The sequence below is a fragment of the Candidatus Schmidhempelia bombi str. Bimp genome (genome assembly GCF_000471645.3).
GTDB classification, from domain to species: Bacteria; Pseudomonadota; Gammaproteobacteria; order Enterobacterales; family Orbaceae; genus Utexia; species Utexia bombi.
This window is the reverse complement of record NZ_AWGA01000011.1, coordinates 1-21646: the sequence shown is the minus strand read 5'-3', so window position 1 is coordinate 21646 and position 21646 is coordinate 1. Positions and strand designations below refer to the sequence as shown.

The 21646-nt window shown below is 36.8% G+C and carries 21 protein-coding genes; 8 read left to right on the top strand and 13 right to left on the bottom strand.

Going from position 1 to position 21646, the window contains the following annotated elements:
- Positions 1 to 3: 3 nt before the first annotated feature.
- Genes rfaC through rfaD form a run of 3 tightly spaced genes read right to left on the bottom strand, consistent with a single transcriptional unit; the run spans position 4 to position 3018 of the window.
- Positions 4 to 975 (bottom strand): lipopolysaccharide heptosyltransferase RfaC, encoded by a 972-nt coding sequence (gene rfaC, locus O970_RS00830; protein ID WP_024495297.1) that lies wholly within the window; start codon positions 973 to 975, stop codon positions 4 to 6.
- Positions 968 to 2035, bottom strand: a complete 1068-nt coding sequence (rfaF, locus tag O970_RS00825; protein ID WP_024495296.1) for an ADP-heptose--LPS heptosyltransferase RfaF — start codon at positions 2033 to 2035, stop codon at positions 968 to 970. Before rfaF ends, rfaC begins: the two co-directional genes overlap by 8 nt.
- A 56-nt stretch (positions 2036 to 2091) precedes the next feature.
- Complete coding sequence (gene rfaD / locus O970_RS00820) at positions 2092 to 3018, bottom strand: ADP-glyceromanno-heptose 6-epimerase (RefSeq protein WP_024495295.1); 927 nt, start codon at positions 3016 to 3018, stop codon at positions 2092 to 2094.
- A gap of 181 nt (positions 3019 to 3199) precedes the next feature.
- Between rfaD and sstT the strand changes: the two genes are divergently transcribed.
- Positions 3200 to 4447 carry a serine/threonine transporter SstT gene (sstT, locus tag O970_RS00815; protein ID WP_024495294.1) on the top strand — a complete coding sequence of 416 codons (1248 nt, stop codon included), beginning with the start codon at positions 3200 to 3202 and terminating at the stop codon, positions 4445 to 4447.
- A 130-nt stretch (positions 4448 to 4577) separates the two neighbouring features.
- On the opposite strand, the gene cmoM is transcribed toward sstT, so the two are convergent.
- Together cmoM and O970_RS00805 are read right to left on the bottom strand one after the other, a co-directional pair.
- Positions 4578 to 5375, bottom strand: a complete 798-nt coding sequence (gene cmoM / locus O970_RS00810) for a tRNA uridine 5-oxyacetic acid(34) methyltransferase CmoM (protein ID WP_024495293.1) — start codon at positions 5373 to 5375, stop codon at positions 4578 to 4580.
- A 2-nt stretch (positions 5376 to 5377) separates the two neighbouring features.
- Positions 5378 to 6115: a 1-acylglycerol-3-phosphate O-acyltransferase gene (locus O970_RS00805; protein ID WP_024495292.1), complete on the bottom strand. Its 738-nt coding sequence runs from the start codon at positions 6113 to 6115 to the stop codon at positions 5378 to 5380.
- 201 nt (positions 6116 to 6316) lie between these two features.
- On the opposite strand from O970_RS00805, the gene mnmC2 reads away from it, so the two are divergent.
- From mnmC2 to pth, 3 genes are all read left to right on the top strand, one after another.
- On the top strand, positions 6317 to 7045 hold the full coding sequence (mnmC2, locus tag O970_RS00800; RefSeq protein ID WP_024495291.1) for a tRNA (5-methylaminomethyl-2-thiouridine)(34)-methyltransferase MnmC2: 729 nt from the start codon (positions 6317 to 6319) through the stop codon (positions 7043 to 7045).
- A gap of 135 nt (positions 7046 to 7180) precedes the next feature.
- Positions 7181 to 8128, top strand: a complete 948-nt coding sequence (locus O970_RS00795) for a ribose-phosphate pyrophosphokinase (protein WP_105291825.1) — start codon at positions 7181 to 7183, stop codon at positions 8126 to 8128.
- Positions 8129 to 8182: 54 nt separating this feature from the next.
- Positions 8183 to 8767 carry an aminoacyl-tRNA hydrolase gene (gene pth, locus O970_RS00790; protein ID WP_024495289.1) on the top strand — a complete coding sequence of 195 codons (585 nt, stop codon included), beginning with the start codon at positions 8183 to 8185 and terminating at the stop codon, positions 8765 to 8767.
- 261 nt (positions 8768 to 9028) lie between these two features.
- Here the strand turns inward: pth and O970_RS00785 are convergent, their stop codons facing one another.
- Positions 9029 to 9799, bottom strand: a complete 771-nt coding sequence (locus O970_RS00785) for an ABC transporter permease (protein WP_024495288.1) — start codon at positions 9797 to 9799, stop codon at positions 9029 to 9031.
- Positions 9792 to 10724 carry an ABC transporter ATP-binding protein gene (locus O970_RS00780; RefSeq protein ID WP_024495287.1) on the bottom strand — a complete coding sequence of 311 codons (933 nt, stop codon included), beginning with the start codon at positions 10722 to 10724 and terminating at the stop codon, positions 9792 to 9794. Before O970_RS00780 ends, O970_RS00785 begins: the two co-directional genes overlap by 8 nt.
- A gap of 105 nt (positions 10725 to 10829) precedes the next feature.
- Between O970_RS00780 and O970_RS00775 the strand changes: the two genes are divergently transcribed.
- Positions 10830 to 11258 carry an NUDIX hydrolase gene (locus tag O970_RS00775; protein WP_024495286.1) on the top strand — a complete coding sequence of 143 codons (429 nt, stop codon included), beginning with the start codon at positions 10830 to 10832 and terminating at the stop codon, positions 11256 to 11258.
- 36 nt (positions 11259 to 11294) lie between these two features.
- Positions 11295 to 11987, top strand: a complete 693-nt coding sequence (gene can, locus O970_RS00770) for a carbonate dehydratase (RefSeq protein ID WP_024495285.1) — start codon at positions 11295 to 11297, stop codon at positions 11985 to 11987.
- 137 nt (positions 11988 to 12124) lie between these two features.
- On the opposite strand, the gene nrdG is transcribed toward can, so the two are convergent.
- The 5 genes from nrdG to trxA all read right to left on the bottom strand — a co-directional run bounded on the left by nrdG (position 12125) and on the right by trxA (position 18702).
- Positions 12125 to 12589, bottom strand: a complete 465-nt coding sequence (gene nrdG, locus O970_RS00765) for an anaerobic ribonucleoside-triphosphate reductase-activating protein (protein ID WP_024495284.1) — start codon at positions 12587 to 12589, stop codon at positions 12125 to 12127.
- Between the two features lie 34 nt (positions 12590 to 12623).
- Positions 12624 to 14759 (bottom strand): anaerobic ribonucleoside-triphosphate reductase, encoded by a 2136-nt coding sequence (gene nrdD, locus O970_RS00760; RefSeq protein WP_024495283.1) that lies wholly within the window; start codon positions 14757 to 14759, stop codon positions 12624 to 12626.
- Positions 14760 to 15076: 317 nt separating this feature from the next.
- Positions 15077 to 16483, bottom strand: coding sequence for an NADP-dependent phosphogluconate dehydrogenase (gene gndA / locus O970_RS00755; RefSeq protein ID WP_024495282.1), 1407 nt, complete (start codon positions 16481 to 16483; stop codon positions 15077 to 15079).
- A 340-nt stretch (positions 16484 to 16823) separates the two neighbouring features.
- Positions 16824 to 18086 carry a transcription termination factor Rho gene (gene rho, locus O970_RS00750; protein ID WP_024495281.1) on the bottom strand — a complete coding sequence of 421 codons (1263 nt, stop codon included), beginning with the start codon at positions 18084 to 18086 and terminating at the stop codon, positions 16824 to 16826.
- A 289-nt stretch (positions 18087 to 18375) separates the two neighbouring features.
- On the bottom strand, positions 18376 to 18702 hold the full coding sequence (gene trxA, locus O970_RS00745; protein WP_024495280.1) for a thioredoxin TrxA: 327 nt from the start codon (positions 18700 to 18702) through the stop codon (positions 18376 to 18378).
- A gap of 161 nt (positions 18703 to 18863) precedes the next feature.
- Here trxA and rhlB point away from each other — a divergent pair, with 161 nt between their 5' ends.
- Positions 18864 to 20099 (top strand): ATP-dependent RNA helicase RhlB, encoded by a 1236-nt coding sequence (gene rhlB / locus O970_RS00740; RefSeq protein WP_024495279.1) that lies wholly within the window; start codon positions 18864 to 18866, stop codon positions 20097 to 20099.
- 71 nt (positions 20100 to 20170) lie between these two features.
- On the opposite strand, the gene O970_RS00735 is transcribed toward rhlB, so the two are convergent.
- Entirely contained in the window at positions 20171 to 20791 is a 621-nt protein-coding gene (locus O970_RS00735) for a TfoX/Sxy family DNA transformation protein (protein ID WP_024495278.1), read from the bottom strand.
- A 322-nt stretch (positions 20792 to 21113) separates the two neighbouring features.
- Here O970_RS00735 and O970_RS10235 point away from each other — a divergent pair, with 322 nt between their 5' ends.
- On the top strand, positions 21114 to 21281 hold the full coding sequence (locus tag O970_RS10235; RefSeq protein ID WP_081685217.1) for a tail fiber assembly protein: 168 nt from the start codon (positions 21114 to 21116) through the stop codon (positions 21279 to 21281).
- The last annotated feature ends 365 nt before the right edge of the window (positions 21282 to 21646 follow it).

The following is a 21646-nucleotide window of genomic DNA, read 5'->3' as shown; positions in this document are numbered from 1 at the left end:
AAATCAAAGTAATTGCTGTTGCTGCAATTGTATTAGTACATCCTGTGCAGTAATTGAATTCATTTGATTATCCACCGATTTTAACACATATTGATGCTGACCATAGCCACCAATTAATCCTGGATCGGTTGGCCCATAGAGCGTTATATTTGGACGATCAAGTGCCGCAGTTAGATGGCTTAGACCAGTATCAACCGAAATGACCGCTTTTGACCCAGCTAATACGACGGCAACTTCTGACAAGGTTAGCTTAGGTAATACCTCAACATGTTTAAACCCGTGGGCTAATCGCATGGCGCGTTCATGTTCATGTGGTGCTCCCCATGGTAATTTTATCGTTAAACCATGCTCACCAACACATTGAATTAATTGTCGCCAATAGGCCTCAGACCAATGTTTATTATCGCGTGTCGTTGCATGCAAAAAAACCAAATATTGATCGTTATTACTAGCTAATTGAGATAAAAAATGATCAGCAATCTGATAATCACCATAACCAGTATATTGATAGCCCAATGCCGCAGCTAACAACTGCCGAATACGTTCCACTGCATGTTGCTGTTTTGCCACCGCATGGGTTACATCGTAAAAGAGACTCGCTATGGGTTCTCTAATACTATGTCTATCAAAACCATGCTTAATCCCACGCGCTTTGCGTGTTACTAAAAAAGCACTCTTAATGAGGCCTTGTGCGTCAATCACATAATCATACGATCGTTCACGTAACTTAGTATAAAATTGTTGCCGCTCACAGCGGATATCTCGCCTAAACCAATTTTTTCGCCAACGTCGAATAGCAACAGGAATCACTTGATCAACAGCATCATGCCACTGTGGTATCTGAGCAAATGCCTCTTCTACCACCCAATCAAATTTTATATCTGCTATCGCTCGTTTCGCATCGGTCAATGCGGGCAAAGTGTGTAATACATCGCCCATTGAGGACGTTTTGACGATTAATACACGTTTACTCATCGTGACATCCTTTATTGGATTCTGATTTACATCGTTCCAGCAATGATGTCAACACCGCTAACACTTGATTAGGTGTAATATCAATAAGACTTTGATGATAACCAGCCTCACTATCGCCTTTACGAATTTTATAATATCCTGTGATTAGCCGAATAATTTCCGCGCGATCTGATAGTGGCGGAGTAAAGTCAGGGCTACTTGGACCATATAATGCAACTAAAGGCGTTGATAGTGCAGCAGCAATATGCATTAACCCAGAATCATTAGATACTACGGCTTGGCATGCGGCTAACAAATTTACTGCTTGTTCCAGTGTCGTTGATCCAGCCAAATTAGTGCATTGCGTTTGATGTTGCATTTTAGCCATTATCGCTGCACCTACAGCCTGATCTTTTACTGAGCCAAATAAAACGATATAAGCCCCTTGCTCAATTAGCTTATCGGCCAATGCCGCATAATGATAGTCTGGCCACCTTTTAGCCGGTCCAAATTCAGCACCTGGACAAAAGCCGATGATCGGCAAATTAGCTGGTAAGTTAAATTGTGCGACTGTTTGCGAGCTTTCCCATTCTGATACTTGCAATTTTGGCCACAATAATGGACGCGGTAATTGACTAGCTTGACTGATGGCTACCGACTCATAAGCTAAGGCAACATAACGCTCAACCATCAATGGAAACCCTTTTTTATCCAATTTACGCCAATCATTTAGCAAACCATAGCGCATTTCCCCAAGCCATCCCGTTCGTTTAGGAATATGAGCAAAGAAGGGAATCAATGCTGATTTTAATGAGTTAGGCAAGATAATTGCCTGATCATACCCCTGCGTTCTTAGTTGTTGACCAATCGCATAGCGCTGCCCTAAGGCCAATTGACCATGCCCAATAGGCATATCAATGGCATGACTTACCTCAGGCATCTTATTTAACAGTGGGCGACACCAAACGGGCGCCATCACATCTATCTCGATATCGGGTTGACGCTGTTTTAGCGTTCTATACAAACTCTGGGACATCATCATATCCCCCACCCATGAAGGTCCAATCACAAGTACTTTCATATTTTATTGCCTTAATTAAATGATTGAATTAAACATGTCATGATGGTGTCGATGAATTACTTTTTATTTAGCCATTTCATATATTCCGTTGTCCCCTCTTTTACCGTTTTAAAATGAATTGGACAACCCACTGAACGAACTTTGGTTAAATCCGCTTGTGTATATGTCTGATAACGCCCTTTCAAGTGTTCTGGGAAAGGAATATAACTGATCTGAGCCTCTGGGTGAAACTCGACGACGGCATTGGCGACGGCTTGAAAAGATTCAGCGCGTCCAGTACCACAGTTAAAAATGCCCGAGATACCTTGTTCCCAAAACCAAAAGTTCATATCAACCACATCGCTGACATAAATAAAGTCGCGTTTAAACTCATCGCTACCTACAAATAATTCTGGGTGTTGACCTTGTTTAATTTTTGCATCCAGATGAAAAGCAACACTTGCCATACTGCCTTTATGATTTTCTCGTGGCCCATAAACATTAAAATAACGGAATCCACACACTTGAGATTTTGCTTCTGGTAAAATTTGTCTTACATATTGATCGAACAAAAATTTAGAATATCCATAAACATTTAGTGGTTTTTCATATTCTCTTTCTTCAATAAAATTATCGCTACGCCCACCATAAGTAGCAGCCGATGACGCATATAAAAACGGAATAGTAAATTCAAGGCAATAATTCAGCAAATCTTTTGAATACTGATAATTATTTTCCATCATAAACTTACCATCCCACTCAGTAGTTGATGAACAGGCACCTTCATGAAAAATTACTTCAATATCCAGATTATCGCCAGCAATGATATAACTAATGAACTCATCTTTATCCATATAATCAGCGATATCGAGATCCGCCAAATTGGCAAATTTAGTCCCATCAGTCATATCATCGACAACTAAAATATTTTTATAACCTTTATCGTTTAATCCTTTAACAATATTGCTACCAATAAAACCCGCGCCACCTGTTACAACAATCATATTGTCATCCTATGTTAAAATAAATTTCTATACTCGTATAATAACGGTTTCCCACTTATTTTTCGAGTCTAGTTTATCGATATCCCAATTAAGTAAAGATTAAATAAAGAAAAATATTGAACTTTGATACAACAGATACTAATATCTTTTGTTCCCTTTACTCTTTTATTTAATCGATATCATGACTACATATAAACGTTTTATTTCGGTACTATCGCGTATTGGTCTGGTTCCACAGATCATGATCGCGCTATTACTTGGGTTACTATTAGCATATAGTTTTCCAAATATCGCACTCTCTACCGAGTTTTTAGGGAAATTATTTATTAAAGCACTACAATCTGTTGCACCTATACTAGTATTTATTTTAGTGGTCGCGGCCATCTCCAATCATCGTCACGGGCAAACCAGTCATATGCGCCCGATCATTGCCCTCTATTTTATTAGTACTTTTGGTGCGGCATTAATTGCTGTTATTGCTAGTTTTCTATTCCCTTCCACGTTACTATTAGATACCACTCAACTCGAAATTGAACCGCCTAAAAGTATTTTGGCGGTAATTACAACTATCATCTTCAAAATGATTGATAATCCAATTAATGCCTTAGTTGAAGCAAACTATATTAGTTTAATTGTTTGGGGTATTGGCTTTGGTATCGCTTTACGTCATGCTACTGATACCACAAAAAAAGTCGTCAATGACTTCTCTGACAGTGTGACTTTTATTGTGCGTATCGTTATTCGTTTTGCACCATTAGGTATTTTAGGATTGGTGGCATCAACGATCGCTGAGACTGGGTTTGAACAACTTTGGCGCTATGGTCATTTAATTATAGTATTAATTAGTTGTATGCTAATTGTTCTATTTGTTTTTAATCCTTTACTTGCCTATTGGAAAATGCGAGCTAATCCATTTCCATTAGTCTGGGCAACAATCCGCGAAAGTGCGGTTACCGCCTTTTTTACACGTAGCTCTGCGGCAAATATTCCCGTTAACTTAGCGCTGTGTAAGAAATTAAATCTTCCAGAAAGCACTTACTCAATATCAATACCGTTAGGAGCGAATGTTAATCTAGGTGGCGCAGCGATCACGATTACTATTTTAACATTAGCTACCGTGCATACGCTAAATATACCAATTGATTTACCAACCACTATATTACTTTGCTTTGTTGCGGCGATTTGTGCTTGTGGTGCGTCTGGCGTGGCGGGAGGTTCATTGCTGTTAATTCCTGTTGCTTGTAGTATGTTTGGTATTCCTGATCATATTTCAATGTCTGTGGTGGGGATCGGGTTTATCATCAGTGTTATTCAAGATTCTGTAGAAACTGCAGTTAATTCATCCACTGATGTCGTATTTACCGCAGCCGTCTGTGAAGGTCAAGCGAGGAAAGAAGGCTATTCTATTCTTTTCACTGAAAAACATTAAAGGGAATTATTTTTTATTATAGATTAAATAATAAACGTTATTTTTATTACTAGGCTAAAATAATTTATTCATCGTTCAAAGAAACCATAATTATTAATTTATTTTATTATGGTTTCTTTTCATTCAACATTTAACTATTATTGCGCGCTGTTACATGAATATATCGTCCTAAATGGATATACGGCTCTTGACGGCAGTAGGTTTTCTCTAACTCAAGTAACTCATCTACCGCAGTTTGCTGTTTTTGTTTATTGACCATAAAATCATGAAATACACGTACCCCCGTTTTACCAATAATAGTAAAATTCAGCTCATCTAACCATTGATAGACCTCTTCAGGTTTACGTGGATAATCGGGGGATAATGTTTTCTTTTTGCGTTTGTTCATGCCTGCTTGAAGATAACCAAAATTACCTAATGTCACGGTCCTAAATAATAATGCGTGATAGTTATAGAACATCAGTGACAATATACCATTGACGGATAAATACTGCTTAAGTAGGGATAATGCGGTAATCGGTTCATTAATCCACTCCAATACCGCATGAAAAAGAATCACATCAAAGGATTGTTGTTTATCAATATGCTGTTCGAGATCTTGTACTCGACATTGCACTAACTGTAAATTGATCTGCTTTTGTCTAGCATTTTCACGAGCAATCTCCAGCATTTCACCAGAAATATCACATAATGTGACTTGATGACCAAGTGCAGCTAACCGACAAGCCAGCTGTCCTTGTCCCCCTCCCGCATCTAAAATAGTTAATTTTTTATCTACAGGAAATGTCGCTAACAGTTGTTCCAAATCTTGCCATACAATTGCTTCGCGAATTTTTCCTTTGGTCGTACCATAAATATTTTTAGCAAATTTACCCGCAATATCATCAAAATTACGATCTGCTTTTATCGCTTGTGACTTAGCTATCATTCTCACTTTTTCCGATTTAGCACATCGACTTCACTATTCAGTGCATTAATTTTTTCTGACATCAAGCTGTAACAATGTTCCATTAATTGACGAGCATTATCCTTAGACATACCTGTTGTTTCAATAGGTGCTAACATTTCAACAATCATATAACCGTTATTCCAACGGTTAATTTTAATATGCTGGGTACTCGATATACAAATAGGCACAATGGGTACGCCAGCAGCAATAGCCGCACGAAATGCTCCGGTTTTAAAGGGTAATAATCCACGTCCACGGCTTCGTGTCCCTTCAGGAAACATCCAAATCGAGATCTGTTTTTCCTTAATGACATTAACAACCTGAGAGATAGTATCGCGCGCTTTGGCTTTATTATCGCGATCAATTAAGATATTACCGCTTAAATAATAAAGTTGCCCAAAGAAAGGGATCCACGCTAAACTTTTTTTACCTACGGTCACCGTATTTGGCTGAACCACATGTCCAGCGACGACTAAATCAAAATTATCTTGATGATTAGCAATATAGATACAACTTCTATTTTTATCCTGTTCAATCTCTGGGTAAACGCGTGTTATCACTTTTATACCAAATAACGGCGATAAAAAAGATGTAAACACGTGAGAAAATCTTGCCACATTTTTTGGATTACGGGGATTAAATAGACAAAATATAACGCCAAAAACGCAGATAAAAACCCCGAATAACATAACCGCTATAAAACGCAATATAAAAATCATAATTTACCTCACTGTATACAGAACATTATTATAACAAGGAATAAAGCGAACAGAAATGCTATACTTATTGTTAATATCGGTGTTAGTCAATAATCTAAAGTATAAATAGTATTTTTAACACAATGAAAATAGCTATAATTAATGCTATAACGCATCGCTTCTTGTTATTCAATGTATAAAGCCATAGGTATATGTTCAAATATGCAAAATAAATTAATCAATACTGCGATTATTAATTGGAATGATAAACAGACCCCTGTATCTTCCCTTTTCGATGATGTCTATTTTTCTAATGAAGATCCGTGTGCTGAAACACGTTTTGTCTTTATTGATAGCAATCATTTACCTGAACGGTTTATACAACATCAACATTCACAATTTGTTATTGGTGAAACGGGTTTTGGGTCAGGGCTCAATTTTTTATTAGCATGGCAACTTTTTAACCAATTTCGCCAACAATACCCCCATCATCCTCTTAAACAGCTACATTTTATTAGCGTTGAAAACTATCTTTTAACCCCGAATGATGTAGAGAAAATTCACGCCTATTATCATGAATTAGCTGCGTTAGCTCGCCAATTACAACAACAATGGCCTGCTCCTATTGCAGGCAACGTCAATTTAACATTTGAAAACAGCAAATTAACTCTCTGGTTAGGCGATATCAGTGAATATAGCCAATTTTTACAACAAGCGAATCTTAAGGTTGATTGTTGGTTCTTTGATGGTTTTGCTCCAGCAAAAAATCAGGCGATGTGGTCTGAAACGCTATTTAAACAACTTTTTCAACAAACACAACCCATGGGGACATTTGCCACCTTCACCGCTGCGGGTTTCGTTAGACGCAATTTGCAAGCGGCGGGATTTAATGTCAATAAACAGAAAGGTTTTGGTCGTAAACGTGAAATGTTAATTGGAAATAAAATGTAATTTGTTGATGAATGATTAACATTTTTCTATAATTTTATTGAGGATTTGAGTATTTTGATTATATAATTATCTCCTCTTTATTTAACCGATTACTTTACGGTAATCTTCCACTAAACAAAGCTTGAGGTTTATCTCGTGCCTGACATGAAGCTTTTTGCTGGTAATGCAACACCTGAACTGGCAAAACATATCGCAAACCGATTATACACTTCACTCGGTGATATTTCCGTAGGTCGTTTTAGCGACGGAGAAGTAAGTGTACAAATCAATGAAAACGTACGTGGTGAAGACGTTTTTATCATCCAGTCAACCTGTTCTCCTACTAATGATAATTTGATGGAATTGCTCGTTATGATCGATGCTATGCGTCGGGCATCTGCCGGTCGTATCACTGCCGTCATTCCTTATTTTGGCTATGCAAGACAAGATCGTCGTGTTCGATCTGCGCGTGTACCTATCACTGCTAAGGTTATTGCTGATTTTCTATCGACAGTAGGTGTAGACCGCGTATTAACGGTTGACCTGCATGCAGAACAAATTCAGGGCTTTTTTGATGTACCCGTAGATAATGTTTTTGGTAGCCCTATCTTATTAGAAGATATGCTACGCAGAAACTTTGAGCGCCCTATTGTCGTATCCCCTGATATTGGTGGTGTGGTTCGAGCGCGCGCTATTGCCAAATTACTCAATGATGCGGATATGGCAATTATAGATAAACGTCGTCCTCGTGCTAATGAAACCGAAGTCATGAATATTATTGGCGATGTCGCTGATCGTGATTGTATTTTAGTTGATGATATGATTGATACTGCGGGCACATTATGTAAAGCCGCTGACGCGTTAAAAGTACGCGGAGCAAAACGTGTTTTTGCCTACGCAACTCACCCTATCTTTTCAGGTAAAGCAGTAGAAAATATTAAAAACTCACAAATTGATGAAATCGTTGTGTGTGATACCATTCCTTTATCGGATCAAGTGAAAGCATTAAAAAATGTCAGAACATTGACTCTTTCAGGTATGTTAGCTGAGGCTATTCGTCGCATTAGCAATGAAGAATCCATTTCAGCGATGTTTGAACATTAATCGAGTACAAAATCAACGGTTAATAAGACCGTTGATTTTTATATAGAACTTCATATGACAACAATCAAATTAATTGTAGGGCTGGCAAACCCAGGCAGTGAATATGCTGCTACTCGACATAATGCTGGGGCATGGTATATTGATTTACTCGCTCAGCGTCTCAATCAGCCATTAAAAAACGAGCCAAAATTTTTTGGTTATACGGCACGAGTCACTATTGAAGGGCAAGATATCCGCTTATTAATTCCAACCACATTTATGAATCTAAGCGGTAAAGCAGTGAGTAGTCTGGCTAATTTCTATCAAATCAAACCAGAAGAAATGTTAGTTGCCCATGATGAACTTGATTTGCTTCCTGGGGTAGCAAAATTTAAGTTTGCTGGCAGTCATGGTGGACATAATGGATTGAAAGATATCATAAGTAAACTAGGTAATAATGCCAATTTTCATCGGTTAAGAATTGGGATTGGTCATCCTGGTGATAAAAATAAAGTTACTGGGTATGTATTAGGTAAACCACCTAAAAATGAACAACAAAAGATTGACGCGGTGATTGATGAAGCGGTGCGCAGTACCTATACGTTAATGAAACAAGATATGAATGCCGCTATGAATCAGTTACATGCCTTCAAAGGATAGATAGACTTATATTTTGTTTAATTGATTTATACGATAGTACCGATATTTGATAGTTGTTTTTCCATTATAAAAGTGTTGATCATACTTAATTCACTTACCATCAGAGACAAAATTAAGCGCATATATCATAGCTATAAGCGAATGATTATATGCACTTAATCCTTTACAAGTTAACGGGATAAATGATTTTAATTGAATACTATCCCATTAAAAATAGAGGTCAAAATCATTTCTATTTTAGTGCTTACTCACGCTACACCATTAGTTACGTAATCCTTTACCTTTCTCAATTAAATACCAAGCAAAAGCGTAAAATAGTGTAATAAAGATTGCCAAAATTAAGTATGTCATCCATAACGACACATCATAAATACCTAAAAAACCGTACCTAAACCCACTAATCATATATACAATCGGATTGAAAGTTGAAACTAATTGCCAAACTGGCGGTAATAGCGATAATGAGTAAAATACCCCGCCTAAATAAGTTAAAGGGGTTAAGACAAAGGTTGGAATTAAACTTATATCATCAAATGTTTTAGCAAATAGGGCATTAAGTAAACCAGCTAAAGAGAATAGCGTTGCGGTCATAAGTAAAGTACAAAGTATTACCCACCAAGAATGAACCGTAAACGAAACAAAAAATAACGATACTATCGTCACAATACAACCAATCAAAATCCCCCGAGCAATACCGCCCCCCACATAGCCGAGAATGATAATATGGGTAGGGACAGGTGCAACTAATAGTTCTTCAATATTATGCTGAAATTTCGCGCTAAAAAATGATGAACAAACATTCGAATAGGCATTAGTAATCACTGACATCATTATCAGCCCAGGTACAATGAATTGCATATAGCTTACCCCATTCATCTGCCCAATTCGATTTCCCATCATACTACCAAAAATAATAAAGTAGAGTGACATGGTAATAACAGGTGGAACTAAGGTTTGTACCCAGATCCGCAGAAATCGTGTTACTTCTTTACGCCAAATACTACATAATGCAACCCAATATAAATTATTCATTTGTCGCTCCTTGATTATCGGTAACTAAATGAACAAATAACTCTTCTAAACGATTAGCCTTATTACGCATACTCAATATTTTTATTCCTTGCTGGGCAAATAATTCGAATAATTGGTTTAAGCCTTGGTTACGCTTTACGTCCACCTCTAATACCCCCACATCAACTAAAGTGGCGTTATAGCCCGTTAATTGTGGTTTTTCATCAGTGGGAATAAAATCAAAAATAAAGGTTTCTGATTGCATTTTGGCGAGTAAATTGCGCATTGATGTGTTTTCAATCAACTCACCATGGTTAATAATACCAATATGTCGACAAAGCATTTCCGCTTCTTCTAAATAATGGGTGGTTAAAATGATGGTAATACCTTGTTGATTAAGATCACGTAAAAAATCCCACATAGAACGACGTAGTTCAATATCTACCCCTGCGGTTGGCTCGTCCAAAATAAGTAATTTTGGTTCATGAATAAGGGCTCTGGCGATCATTAAACGGCGTTTCATACCGCCAGATAACATTCTGGCACGACTATCACGCTTTTCCCAAAGATCTAATCGTCTTAGGTATTTTTCTGCTCTATGCGTAGCTTCACGACGAGTAATACCATAATAACCGGCTTGATTAACCACAATCTGCAATACAGTTTCAAAAGGATTGAAATTAAACTCTTGGGGAACTAAGCCAATTTGCCGCTTAGCATGGACAAGCTGCGTATCCAAATCATAACCAAAAATAGTCACTTTTCCCGATGTTTTAGTCACTAATGAGCTAATAATTCCGATACTGGTCGATTTTCCCGCTCCATTAGGACCTAACAATGCATAAAAATCCCCTTGTTCTACTGTTAGATTTAAGCCTTTTAACGCTTCAACACCATTCGGATAGCGTTTATAAAGATCAGTTATTTGCAACGCAGAATTAGACATATAAATAATCCTTGATATGTAATGGCAATCATTATAACCTTAAGCTAATTTAAGATAATATGCTATCACATTATTTATTCCTATAATATTAGGTATCTATAACTTATGAATTTACCCATTGCAACTATTCATGTATCCGCTGCGGTGATTACCAATGATAAACAGCAATTTTTATTGGTGCGTAAAAAAGGATCAAGGTATTTTATGCAAGCAGGTGGAAAAATAGAAGCCAATGAAACAGCATTAGAGGCTTTGATCCGTGAATTAAAAGAAGAATTAAAGGTAACAGTCATGCCTAATCAGTTACATTATCTTGGCGATTATTCCGCCCCCGCTGCTAATGAAATCGATCATCTTGTTTCTGCCTCCCTTTATCACTTGTCGCTTATAACCAGCGACATAAGGCCCAATGCCGAACTAGAAGAAGTATGCTGGATAACAATTGAACAGTCACAGCAGTTGCAACTTGCGCCTCTTACAGCGGAGATTATTATTCCATTGATTAAAAAGACGCTTTTTAATCAGGTTTGTTAGCTTAGACTTATTTATCTGGATATAAAAATAATTATTATGAAAAAAATCTATGATCTTATTAAAAGTAATCACGCTTGGTCTGACCGAGTTAGTTTAGAGAATCCTAATTTCTTTAATGACCTAGCAAAATCACAAAAACCCAAATTTTTATGGATTGGCTGCTCAGATAGTCGAGTACCTGCGGAAACCTTAACCTTTTTAGAACCAGGCGAACTATTTGTCCATCGTAACGTGGCTAATTTAGTGATTCACACTGATCTAAACTGTTTATCTGTCGTCCAGTATGCAGTCGATGTATTAGGGGTAGAAGATATTATTGTTTGTGGTCACCTTGGTTGCGGTGGTATTCGTGCTGCGGTTGAAAATCCAGATTTAGGACTAATTAATAATTGGTTATTACATATCCGTGATTTATGGTTTCGTTATAGTTCAATTTTAGGTAAATTTCCAGCCGAACAACGGATGGATCTTTTATGTGAAATTAATGTCATTGAGCAGGTTTATAATTTAGGTCATTCCACCATTATTCAATCCGCGTGGAAACGTGGACAAAATGTAAACTTACATGGTTGGGTTTATGGTATTAATAATGGCCGCATTACCGATCTTAAAATTAGCTCAAGCAGTCGGGAAAGTTTAGAAATTCATTATCGAGAAGCGATTTCATCACTATTACAGTCCTATAATTCGTTAGATGAGTCAGTTAATAATGTCATGACGGAAGCTTGATAGATAAGTAGAGTAAGGGGAAACGTCTCTCCCTTACTCTATTTTTATGCTGATATTTTAAAATACATACCATGTATTGTTAGCACTTTATTACCCTTTATTCCTAGAAAGAATAATAAACATCGCGTTGATTATGATTATTTAAAACGATGGATAATTTGATTACTGCTACCTCGCCAAACTAAACTAGGATTAGCCAGCTCCTGAACAAATTTACCATCAATGAGCACATCAATATAGGGTAAAATCGCCCGCTGTGCATCATTTAAGTCCGTTAATTCATACCCCGTCCACAGCCAAATATCTTTATCATTACACTCTGCTTTAACACGTTTGACTAATTTTAAAATCGCCTCAATATTCCTTGGATGTAAGGGATCACCACCAGACAAGGATAAACCTTGACGTCGGATCGCTTTATCTTGCAAATCAGCAATAATTTGATCTTCTAATGCTTGGGTAAAAAGAAAACCAGAATCAACTGGCCAAGTACTTTTATTGTAACAGCCTCGGCACTGATGTTCACAACCAGCAACAAATAGAGTACAACGCGTACCTGGTCCATTGACCACATCGACAGGATAATATTTATGATAATTCAATTTATTATCCCTATATTAAAGCACAGTGTGTTCATTAGCCTAATTCGCCACTAGCTAGGTGTTTAACACGACGTTTTACTTCTTCCTGTTTACCCGCATTAAATGGTCTAGCATCGGGGCTCCCCAAATAGCCACATACACGACGAGTAACCGACACTTTACTGGAATCGTGATTACCACAACTTGGACAAGTGAACCCTTTACTAGTACAAGAAAATTCACCACTATAACCACATTCATAACACTCATCAATAGGGGTATTCGTCCCATAATAAGGAACGCGGCTATAGCTATAATCCCATACATCTTCTAACGCTTTAAGATTATGCTGCATATTAGGGTATTCACCATAACAGATGAAGCCACCATTTGCGATCATAGGATAGGCTTTTTCAAACTCTAATTTTTGATAAGGGTCAACTTTTTTCTCCACATCCAGATGGAAACTATTCGTATAGTAACCTTTATCATTCACACCTGAAATAATCCCAAATTCCTGCACATCTAAACGGCAAAAACGATCACATAGATTTTCACTTGGCGTACTATATAAACTAAATCCGTAACCTGTTTCCGCTTTCCATTGTTCTACCGCATCACGTAATCGTTGTACAATAGCTAGGCCTTTTTCCCGCAATGTCTCACTATCGAAAGGATGAATCTTATCGCTATAAAGAGCTTGCAATGCTTCATGGATACCAATATAACCTAATGAAATAGAGGCTCGACCATCTTTGAAAATTTGTGCCACACTATCATCTTCGTTTAATCGAACGCCACATGCGCCTTCCATATATAAGATAGGTGCAACTCGTGCTTTAACATTTTCTAGACGCGCAATACGTGTCATTAATGCTTTACGCGCTAAGACCAAACGTTGATCCAATATTTTCCAGAATCGTGACTCATCACCTTTTGCTTCAATGGCAATACGAGGAATATTTAAACTAATTACCCCTAAATTATTACGCCCATCATGAATTTGCTGCCCATCTTCTTCATAAACACCTAAGAAACTACGACAGCCCATTGGGGTTTTAAATGATCCTGTTACCTTGACCACTTGATCATAATTAAGGATATCAGGATACATTCGTTTAGCGGCACACTCTAATGCTAATTGTTTAATCGTATAATTTTGATCTGTTGGCTTATGATTAACCCCATCTTTGATCGCAAAGACTAATTTAGGAAAAACTGCCGTTTTATGATTTTTTCCTAAACCAACAATACGCACACGTAAGATCGATTCTTGAATTAAGCGTGATTCCCAACTGGTGCCTAAACCAAATCCAAATGTAACAAAAGGGGTCTGTCCATTCGCAGTATGTAGCGTATTGACTTCATATTCTAACGATTGAAATGCATCATAACACTCTTTTTCAGTACGTGACTTAGCGTAGTTTTCGATATCAGGAATTTGCCACTCTTCGGCTATACGACGATGTTTTTCATAACTTTTCGATACAAATTTAGCCAGAACTTCATCAATACGATTAATGGTGGTGCCACCATAAATATGGCTGGCTACTTGGGCTATAATCTGTGCGGTTACAGCGGTGGCAGTTGAAATTGATTTAGGCGGTTCAATTTCAGCATTTCCCATTTTAAAACCCTTGGTTAGCATTCCATCTAAATCAATTAGCATGCAGTTAAACATAGGGAAAAAGGGAGCATAATCCAGATCATGATAATGAATTTCACCACGATCATGCGCAATAGAAATTTCTTTAGGTAAGATATATTGCTTAGCATAATGTTTAGCAACGATACCTGCTAATAAATCGCGCTGAGTAGGAATAACTTTACTATCTTTATTAGCATTTTCGTTCAAAATTGCCATATTACTTTGTTCAATTAACCCTTTAATCTCCTGATTTAAACGGCTACTTTGTTCACGAATACGATCACGATCATGACGATACTCAATATAGGCACGCGCTAATGCCTTATAAGGTCCCATCATAAGCTGATTTTCAACCGCATTTTGGATTTGATGGATATCGACACGTTCACAATCTGCAATCTGCTTCGCCACTATGTTTGCAACTAAAGAACAATAATCCGAATCGTTGACATTGGCTGCTACCGCCGCTTTTAACACCGCATCTCGAATTCGATTTTGATCGAAGGCAGTTTGACATCCATCTCTTTTAATTACAACAGGCATAACGGATCCTTTAATTACAAAATATGAGTAAATCGATAAAAACCAATAACACACTATATATAGTGTCATAAGTTTGCTTGAGCACAATATATAGAATTTTAACTAAGATTTCATCTATTTATTTTTTCTAAAATAATCAAAAAATTTAAAAATAGAGGAAAAGATTGGATATAAAAACTGCTAATACGTTTATTATTTATAGTGTTATAAGGAAAAAGCAGATCAAAAAAATATCACCTAAAATAGATCAACATGGTTAATTATTTTAAGTGATATTGATTCGTTTGCTTAAAAATTAGATAGTAGACAAATAAATCTTATTCCATCCAATCAGTATGGAATACCCCTTCTTTATCGGTACGTTGATAAGTATGTGCGCCAAAATAATCACGTTGGGCCTGAATTAGGTTTGCTGGCAACACCGCAGCACGATAGCTGTCATAATAAGCAATTGCCGCCGAGAAAGTTGGTACCGGTATACCATGTTGGACGGCTAACGTAACGATATCACGTAACGAACCTTGATATGCTTCGACCGTCTGTTTGAAATAAGGCGTTAAGAGTAAATTGACCACTTCATCATTTTGCTCATAAGCATCCATAATTTTCTGTAAGAATTGGGCACGAATAATACAACCCGCACGGAAAATTTTGGCGATTTCACCGTAATTTAATTTCCAATTATAGTGATCTGAGGCTGATTTTAATTGTGCAAATCCTTGTGCATAAGAAATAATTTTACCCATATAAAGTGCTTTACGGACTTTTTCGATTAATTCAGCTTTATCACCAGTAAACTCAATCTTAGGTCCCGTTAGAACATGGGAGGCGGCTACACGTTGTGTCTTTATGGCTGAAATATAACGTGCAAAAACGGATTCTGTAATTAATGACAATGGCTCGCCAAGATCTAATGCATTCTGACTGGTCCATTTTCCAGTGCCTTTATTACCCGCAGCATCTAAAATCACATCGACAAGGTATCCCCCCGTCTCTTGATCTTTTTTACGGAAAATATCCGCGGTAATTTCGATTAAATAACTATCAAGCTCACCTTTATTCCATTCAGTAAAGACTTGTGCTAATTCATCATTGTTTAAACCACCAATATGTTTTAATACCGAATAGCTTTCCGCAATGAGTTGCATATCGCCGTATTCAATCCCATTATGGACCATTTTCACATAATGCCCAGCACCATCTGATCCGATATAAGTCACACAAGGCTCACCATCAACGTTGGCGGCAATTTTTTCAAAAATAGGCGCCACTAAGTCATAGGCTTCCTTTTGCCCTCCAGGCATGATGGAAGGTCCTTTTAACGCCCCCTCTTCACCACCTGAGACCCCAGCACCAATAAAGTTATAACCTTCATTAGATAACGCTGTATTACGACGAATAGTATCAGGGAAATAAGCATTGCCACCATCAATAATAATATCGCCTTTATCCAATAGTGGTTTAAGTTCATCAATAACGGCATCCGTACCTTTACCCGCTTGTACCATGATTAATACACGACGCGGTTTTTCAAGTGAATCAACAAAATCTTTAATAGAATAATAAGGAACTAATTTTTTATCTGGATGCTCAGCTATTACATCATCGGTTTTATCTTTTGATCTATTATAAATAGAGACCGTATAACCACGACTTTCAATATTTAGGGCTAAGTTGCGCCCCATAACCGCCATACCAATGACACCAATTTGTTGTTTCGACATAAAAAAAGCTCCTTAATATAATCATTATGCGCTATTCAAGTGTTGGGCGAAAATACACAACTGCTTTCATCATATTACATCTTCAAATGTAAAAAAAGTGGAAAATCAAGCAAGTAGAAATAAATATAATAAATTCAGATGGTTAGATGTCATTATTATAACAATAGTTAATTTTTATGACCTGTTGATGAAAAAGACGTTTAGCTTGGCGCCATGTTGCTCATTTGAGTGATAACAACATCGTTATACGAACCCCCATTGACTAAAGCGCTTATTGTATTTGATAAATATACCCGAAATAAAAAATCCGGACTCAGCCGGATTTTTAAATTTAACTTAACTAAGACCGTTTCATCATTTCGAAAAATTCTTCATTCGTTTTAGTCATTGCTAATTTATTAATTAAGAATTCCATCGCTTCAATTTCACCCATTGGATGTAAAATCTTACGTAGAATCCACATTTTTTGTAATTCATCAGGTGACGTCATTAACTCTTCTTTACGCGTACCTGAACGATTAAAGTCAATCGCTGGGAATACTCGTTTCTCAGCAATTTTACGTGATAACTGAAGTTCCATATTACCGGTACCTTTAAATTCTTCATAGATCACTTCATCCATTTTAGAACCGGTATCCACTAACGCCGTTGCGATAATAGTTAAGCTTCCCCCTTCTTCGACATTACGCGCCGCACCAAAGAAACGTTTTGGTCTATGTAATGCATTGGCATCCACACCACCCGTTAAAATTTTACCTGAAGCTGGTACCACGGTATTATAAGCACGCGCTAAACGAGTAATGGAATCGAGTAGTATGATAACGTCTTTTTTATGCTCAACCAGACGTTTTGCTTTCTCAATAACCATTTCAGCGACCTGAACATGACGAGAAGCAGGCTCATCAAATGTGGAAGCAATTACCTCCCCTTTGACTAAACGTTGCATTTCGGTCACTTCTTCCGGACGTTCATCAATCAGCAATACCATTAATTCACATTCGGGATAGTTAAAAGCAATACTTTGGGCAATATTTTGCAATAGCATCGTTTTACCCGCTTTTGGTGGCGCGACAATTAATCCACGCTGACCTTTACCTATCGGTGAAGCAAGATCTAAGACACGAGCAGTTAAATCTTCGGTTGAACCGTTACCCCGTTCCATTCTTAGTCGTGAATTAGCGTGCAATGGGGTTAAGTTTTCAAATAGAATTTTATTACGTGCATCTTCTGGTTTGTCATGATTTACTTCATTGACTTTAAGAAGCGCAAAATAACGTTCACCTTCTTTTGGCGGTCTAATTTTTCCAGCAATCGTATCACCAGTACGTAGATTAAATCGACGAATTTGGCTTGGTGAAACATAAATATCGTCTGGACCTGCAAGATATGAACTATCAGATGAACGTAAAAAACCAAATCCGTCTTGCAGAATTTCTAATACTCCATCACCAAAAATATCTTCTCCACTTTTCGCATGCTGCTTTAAAATAGAAAAAATAATATCTTGCTTTCTAAGTCGGGCTAAGTTTTCCAGCCCCATCGTTTTTTCGCCTAAGATGACTAATTCTGAGACAGGCTTATTTTTTAATTCAGTAAGATTCATAATTAAAGATTCTTGAGGATAAATTCGAAATGTTATTATTTAGATTGCAAATAAGTTAGATACAATATCTTATACAATAGGCGTTATTTTCATTAACAACGATACAGATAGTGAATGAAATGATTAGAAAGGGTGCCTTGTACAAGGTATAACTAGTATAGTTATTTTTAAACCGATTGTCTAGTAGGATAATTCACATCTAAACAATAGCCATCATGAATAAATTAATTAAATCATATAACATGATGAAAAATAATCGTTATTTCCATCATGTTATACTACACCACCATTATAAATGACTATCAATGAACGCTTTCAATTGAGACTTTGATAAGGCACCTACTTGAGTCGCGACGACGCTGCCTTGTTTAAATAACAAGAGTGTTGGAATGCCACGGATACCAAATTTAGGAGCGGTTTGTGGGTTTTGATCAATGTTTAACTTGGCAATGATCACTTTGTCGGCATATTCCTGCGCTAACTCGTCCAAAATTGGCGCAACCATTTTACATGGACCACACCAATCAGCCCAGAAATCGACTAAGATAGGCTGTTTTGCTGATGAAATTGCTTGATCGAAACTTTGATCCGTCAATGAAACGATATAGTTACTCATAAAATCTCCCATAAGATTACTCTTTCATGCTAATATGAGCTCATATTAAATGAATTTTTTGTACATCGCCATCAATTATTCTGATAGAGTGTAGTAATAATTATGATAATTGCCAATTTAGAATAAACGCGCGTTAACCCTATGGAATAGTAATTAACTTTATGACACAAGCCTATTTAACTGAGAAAAAATTTTCTGAACTTGCTCTGCATCCATCGATTATACAAGCGCTTAAAATGCGTGGTTTTACTCAATGTACACCGATTCAAGCTCAAACGTTACCCCATACATTAAATAATAGAGATATTGCTGGCCAAGGGCAGACAGGAACAGGAAAAACCATTGCATTTTTAACGGCAACATTTAATTTTTTACTTAATCATCCTATATCACCAAGTCATCAAATTAATCAGCCACGCGCGATTATTATTGCGCCAACGCGTGAATTAGTGGTCCAGATCTATAATGATGCGGAATCTTTGGCGGCGGCTACGGGTCTAAAATTGGGCGTCGCATATGGCGGTGATGGCTATGACAAACAGCTTAAGGTGTTATCAGCAGGCGTGGATATTTTAATCGCAACAACAGGGCGATTAATTGATTATGCCAAACAGAACTATATCAATCTTGGCGCGATTCAGGTGGCGGTTCTTGACGAAGCAGATCGCATGTTTGACTTAGGTTTTATTCGCGATATACGTTGGATTTTCAAACATATGACACCACCAGCGCAACGCTTAACGATGCTGTTTTCTGCGACATTATCGCATAATGTGCGAGAATTAGCGTTTGAACATATGAATGATCCCGTTTACATTGAAATTGAACCTGAGCAGAAAACGGGTCATCAAATTAAAGAAGAACTATTTTTCCCATCTAACGAAGATAAGATGGTACTACTACAGACATTGATTGAAGAAGAGTGGCCAGAACGTTGTATCATTTTTGCCAATACTAAAGTGACTTGTGAAGCAATCTGGCAGAATTTAAAGGTCGATAATCATCGTGTTGGTTTATTAACAGGCGATATTGCACAGAAAAAACGACTACAAATTTTAGATGAGTTTACTCAGGGTCATTTAGATATTTTGGTTGCAACCGATGTTGCCGCACGAGGTCTTCATATCCCCGATGTCACCCATGTATTTAATTATGATTTGCCTGATGATTATAAAGATTATGTGCACCGTATTGGTCGTACCGGTCGTGCCGGCACACAGGGTCATTCGCTTTCCCTTGCTTGTGAACAATACTCAATGAATTTACCCGCAATTGAAACCTATATAGGACATACCATCCCAGTTAGTCAGTATGATAAGGATGCCTTATTAAAAAATCTACCAGCCGTCAGAACTTACCGTCGTTCTTACCATCGTCGTCGGAAAACAGTTAGTTAATCGTGTTAGTCCATCAAGATGATTTCATCAGCATATGAAATCATCTTTTGGTGTTTAATTAAAATAGTTGGTTAATTATTGTTCTGGCTTATTTTTGTAAATTGTTCCTTTAATTTATTTTTTTCCTCTCTTGATAATATCGCAACATGATGACCATTAATTGCAGAAGCTAGGATATACAGCACATTAATAGATAAGTGTTTATTATACTGCTTAAGTCGATAAAAAGCTTCGGCAGCCCCCAATTGACATAATTGATTTATATTTGCAATCCCAATTTGCATTAATAATCGCTCAAGTGATAAAGTCATGTTGGGTAAATCCTTAAGACGACTTTCTTTTAGTCGTAATTTATTTTGTTTATCACTCATCGCATTGGTAATAGCCAGTTGGATTAACCTATTGAGCAATGATTCATTTTCCCAGATCGCTTCAGTCACACAATAATAGTGTAATAATTTTGAGCTCACACCTGTCGGCAAGCTAAGAGGATGCATTTCCAAGGCGATAAATTCAGATAGACAAGTTTGATTTGCACGTAAATAAAGTTTGCTATCAAAAACCCATGCGAACATAACATTATCCAGTAACAATCCAAAACCACCAAACATTGAACGGTAAGTAAGCGCGCCTAAAAAGGTATACCTGTCCATTAAGATTTTTGTTAATTGTTTTGTCTCGATAATACTCATCTTATGTCACTCCTCTGAATTATATTAACCATAGGACTAATTTAAAAGTATAAAGATAAGAATTTACCTTAAAATATAATATAAAAAAATGGTTACATGACTTTAAATAGAAAAATTTCGAGGTAAGTCCAAATAAGTAATTTGAATAACAAGTTTTTATATCAGTAAAATCAACTAAAAGACGTCGTTTATTTATAGTCCGCGGGTAAAAAAGTGGCTTTTCAATGCTCAATGACCAAAGCATTATAAAATTATAAATGCGTTATTACTTAGCTAACTAGCCATCCCTATCAAATGAAATATAGTAATTTTAATATGATAATTGATAGATGAAGCTGATAAGAAAATAGCAATATTACAATATATTATTGTTCTTGACCTGCAAGAATCAAATGAAGATCAACAGCTAAAAAACTGGAAGAAGCATAGAATCTTGTTAACAAGCGTTGACGTAAATCGTGAAAATATTGTGTTTTCTGATAACCCGTAAAAAAGGGGAACCCTCCCCTTTTTTGTTTCTATTTTTGTACCCGTTATTTATATGATGATTTTATTTTAGCTTTTCTGCATGGCATTGAATAAGTAAGTTAAAAATAAAATGGACCACAAAAGGCCTTTTATTTTCTTTTTCCAGACTATCAACTTATGATTATAAATTTAAATTACTAATTTATAACAATTTGATTTTTTGCGTAAATTTTAAACGAGTTTATAACCGGTTTTTTTTATACTTAAGTTTGCGCTTTTTAGGTTTGTGGTATTGTTTTGGATGTTCAAGACGATAAGCAATAACAAGTACATAATACATTGAGATAAGAAATCCTGAAAAACCCAAAAAATAATCATCTATATCAT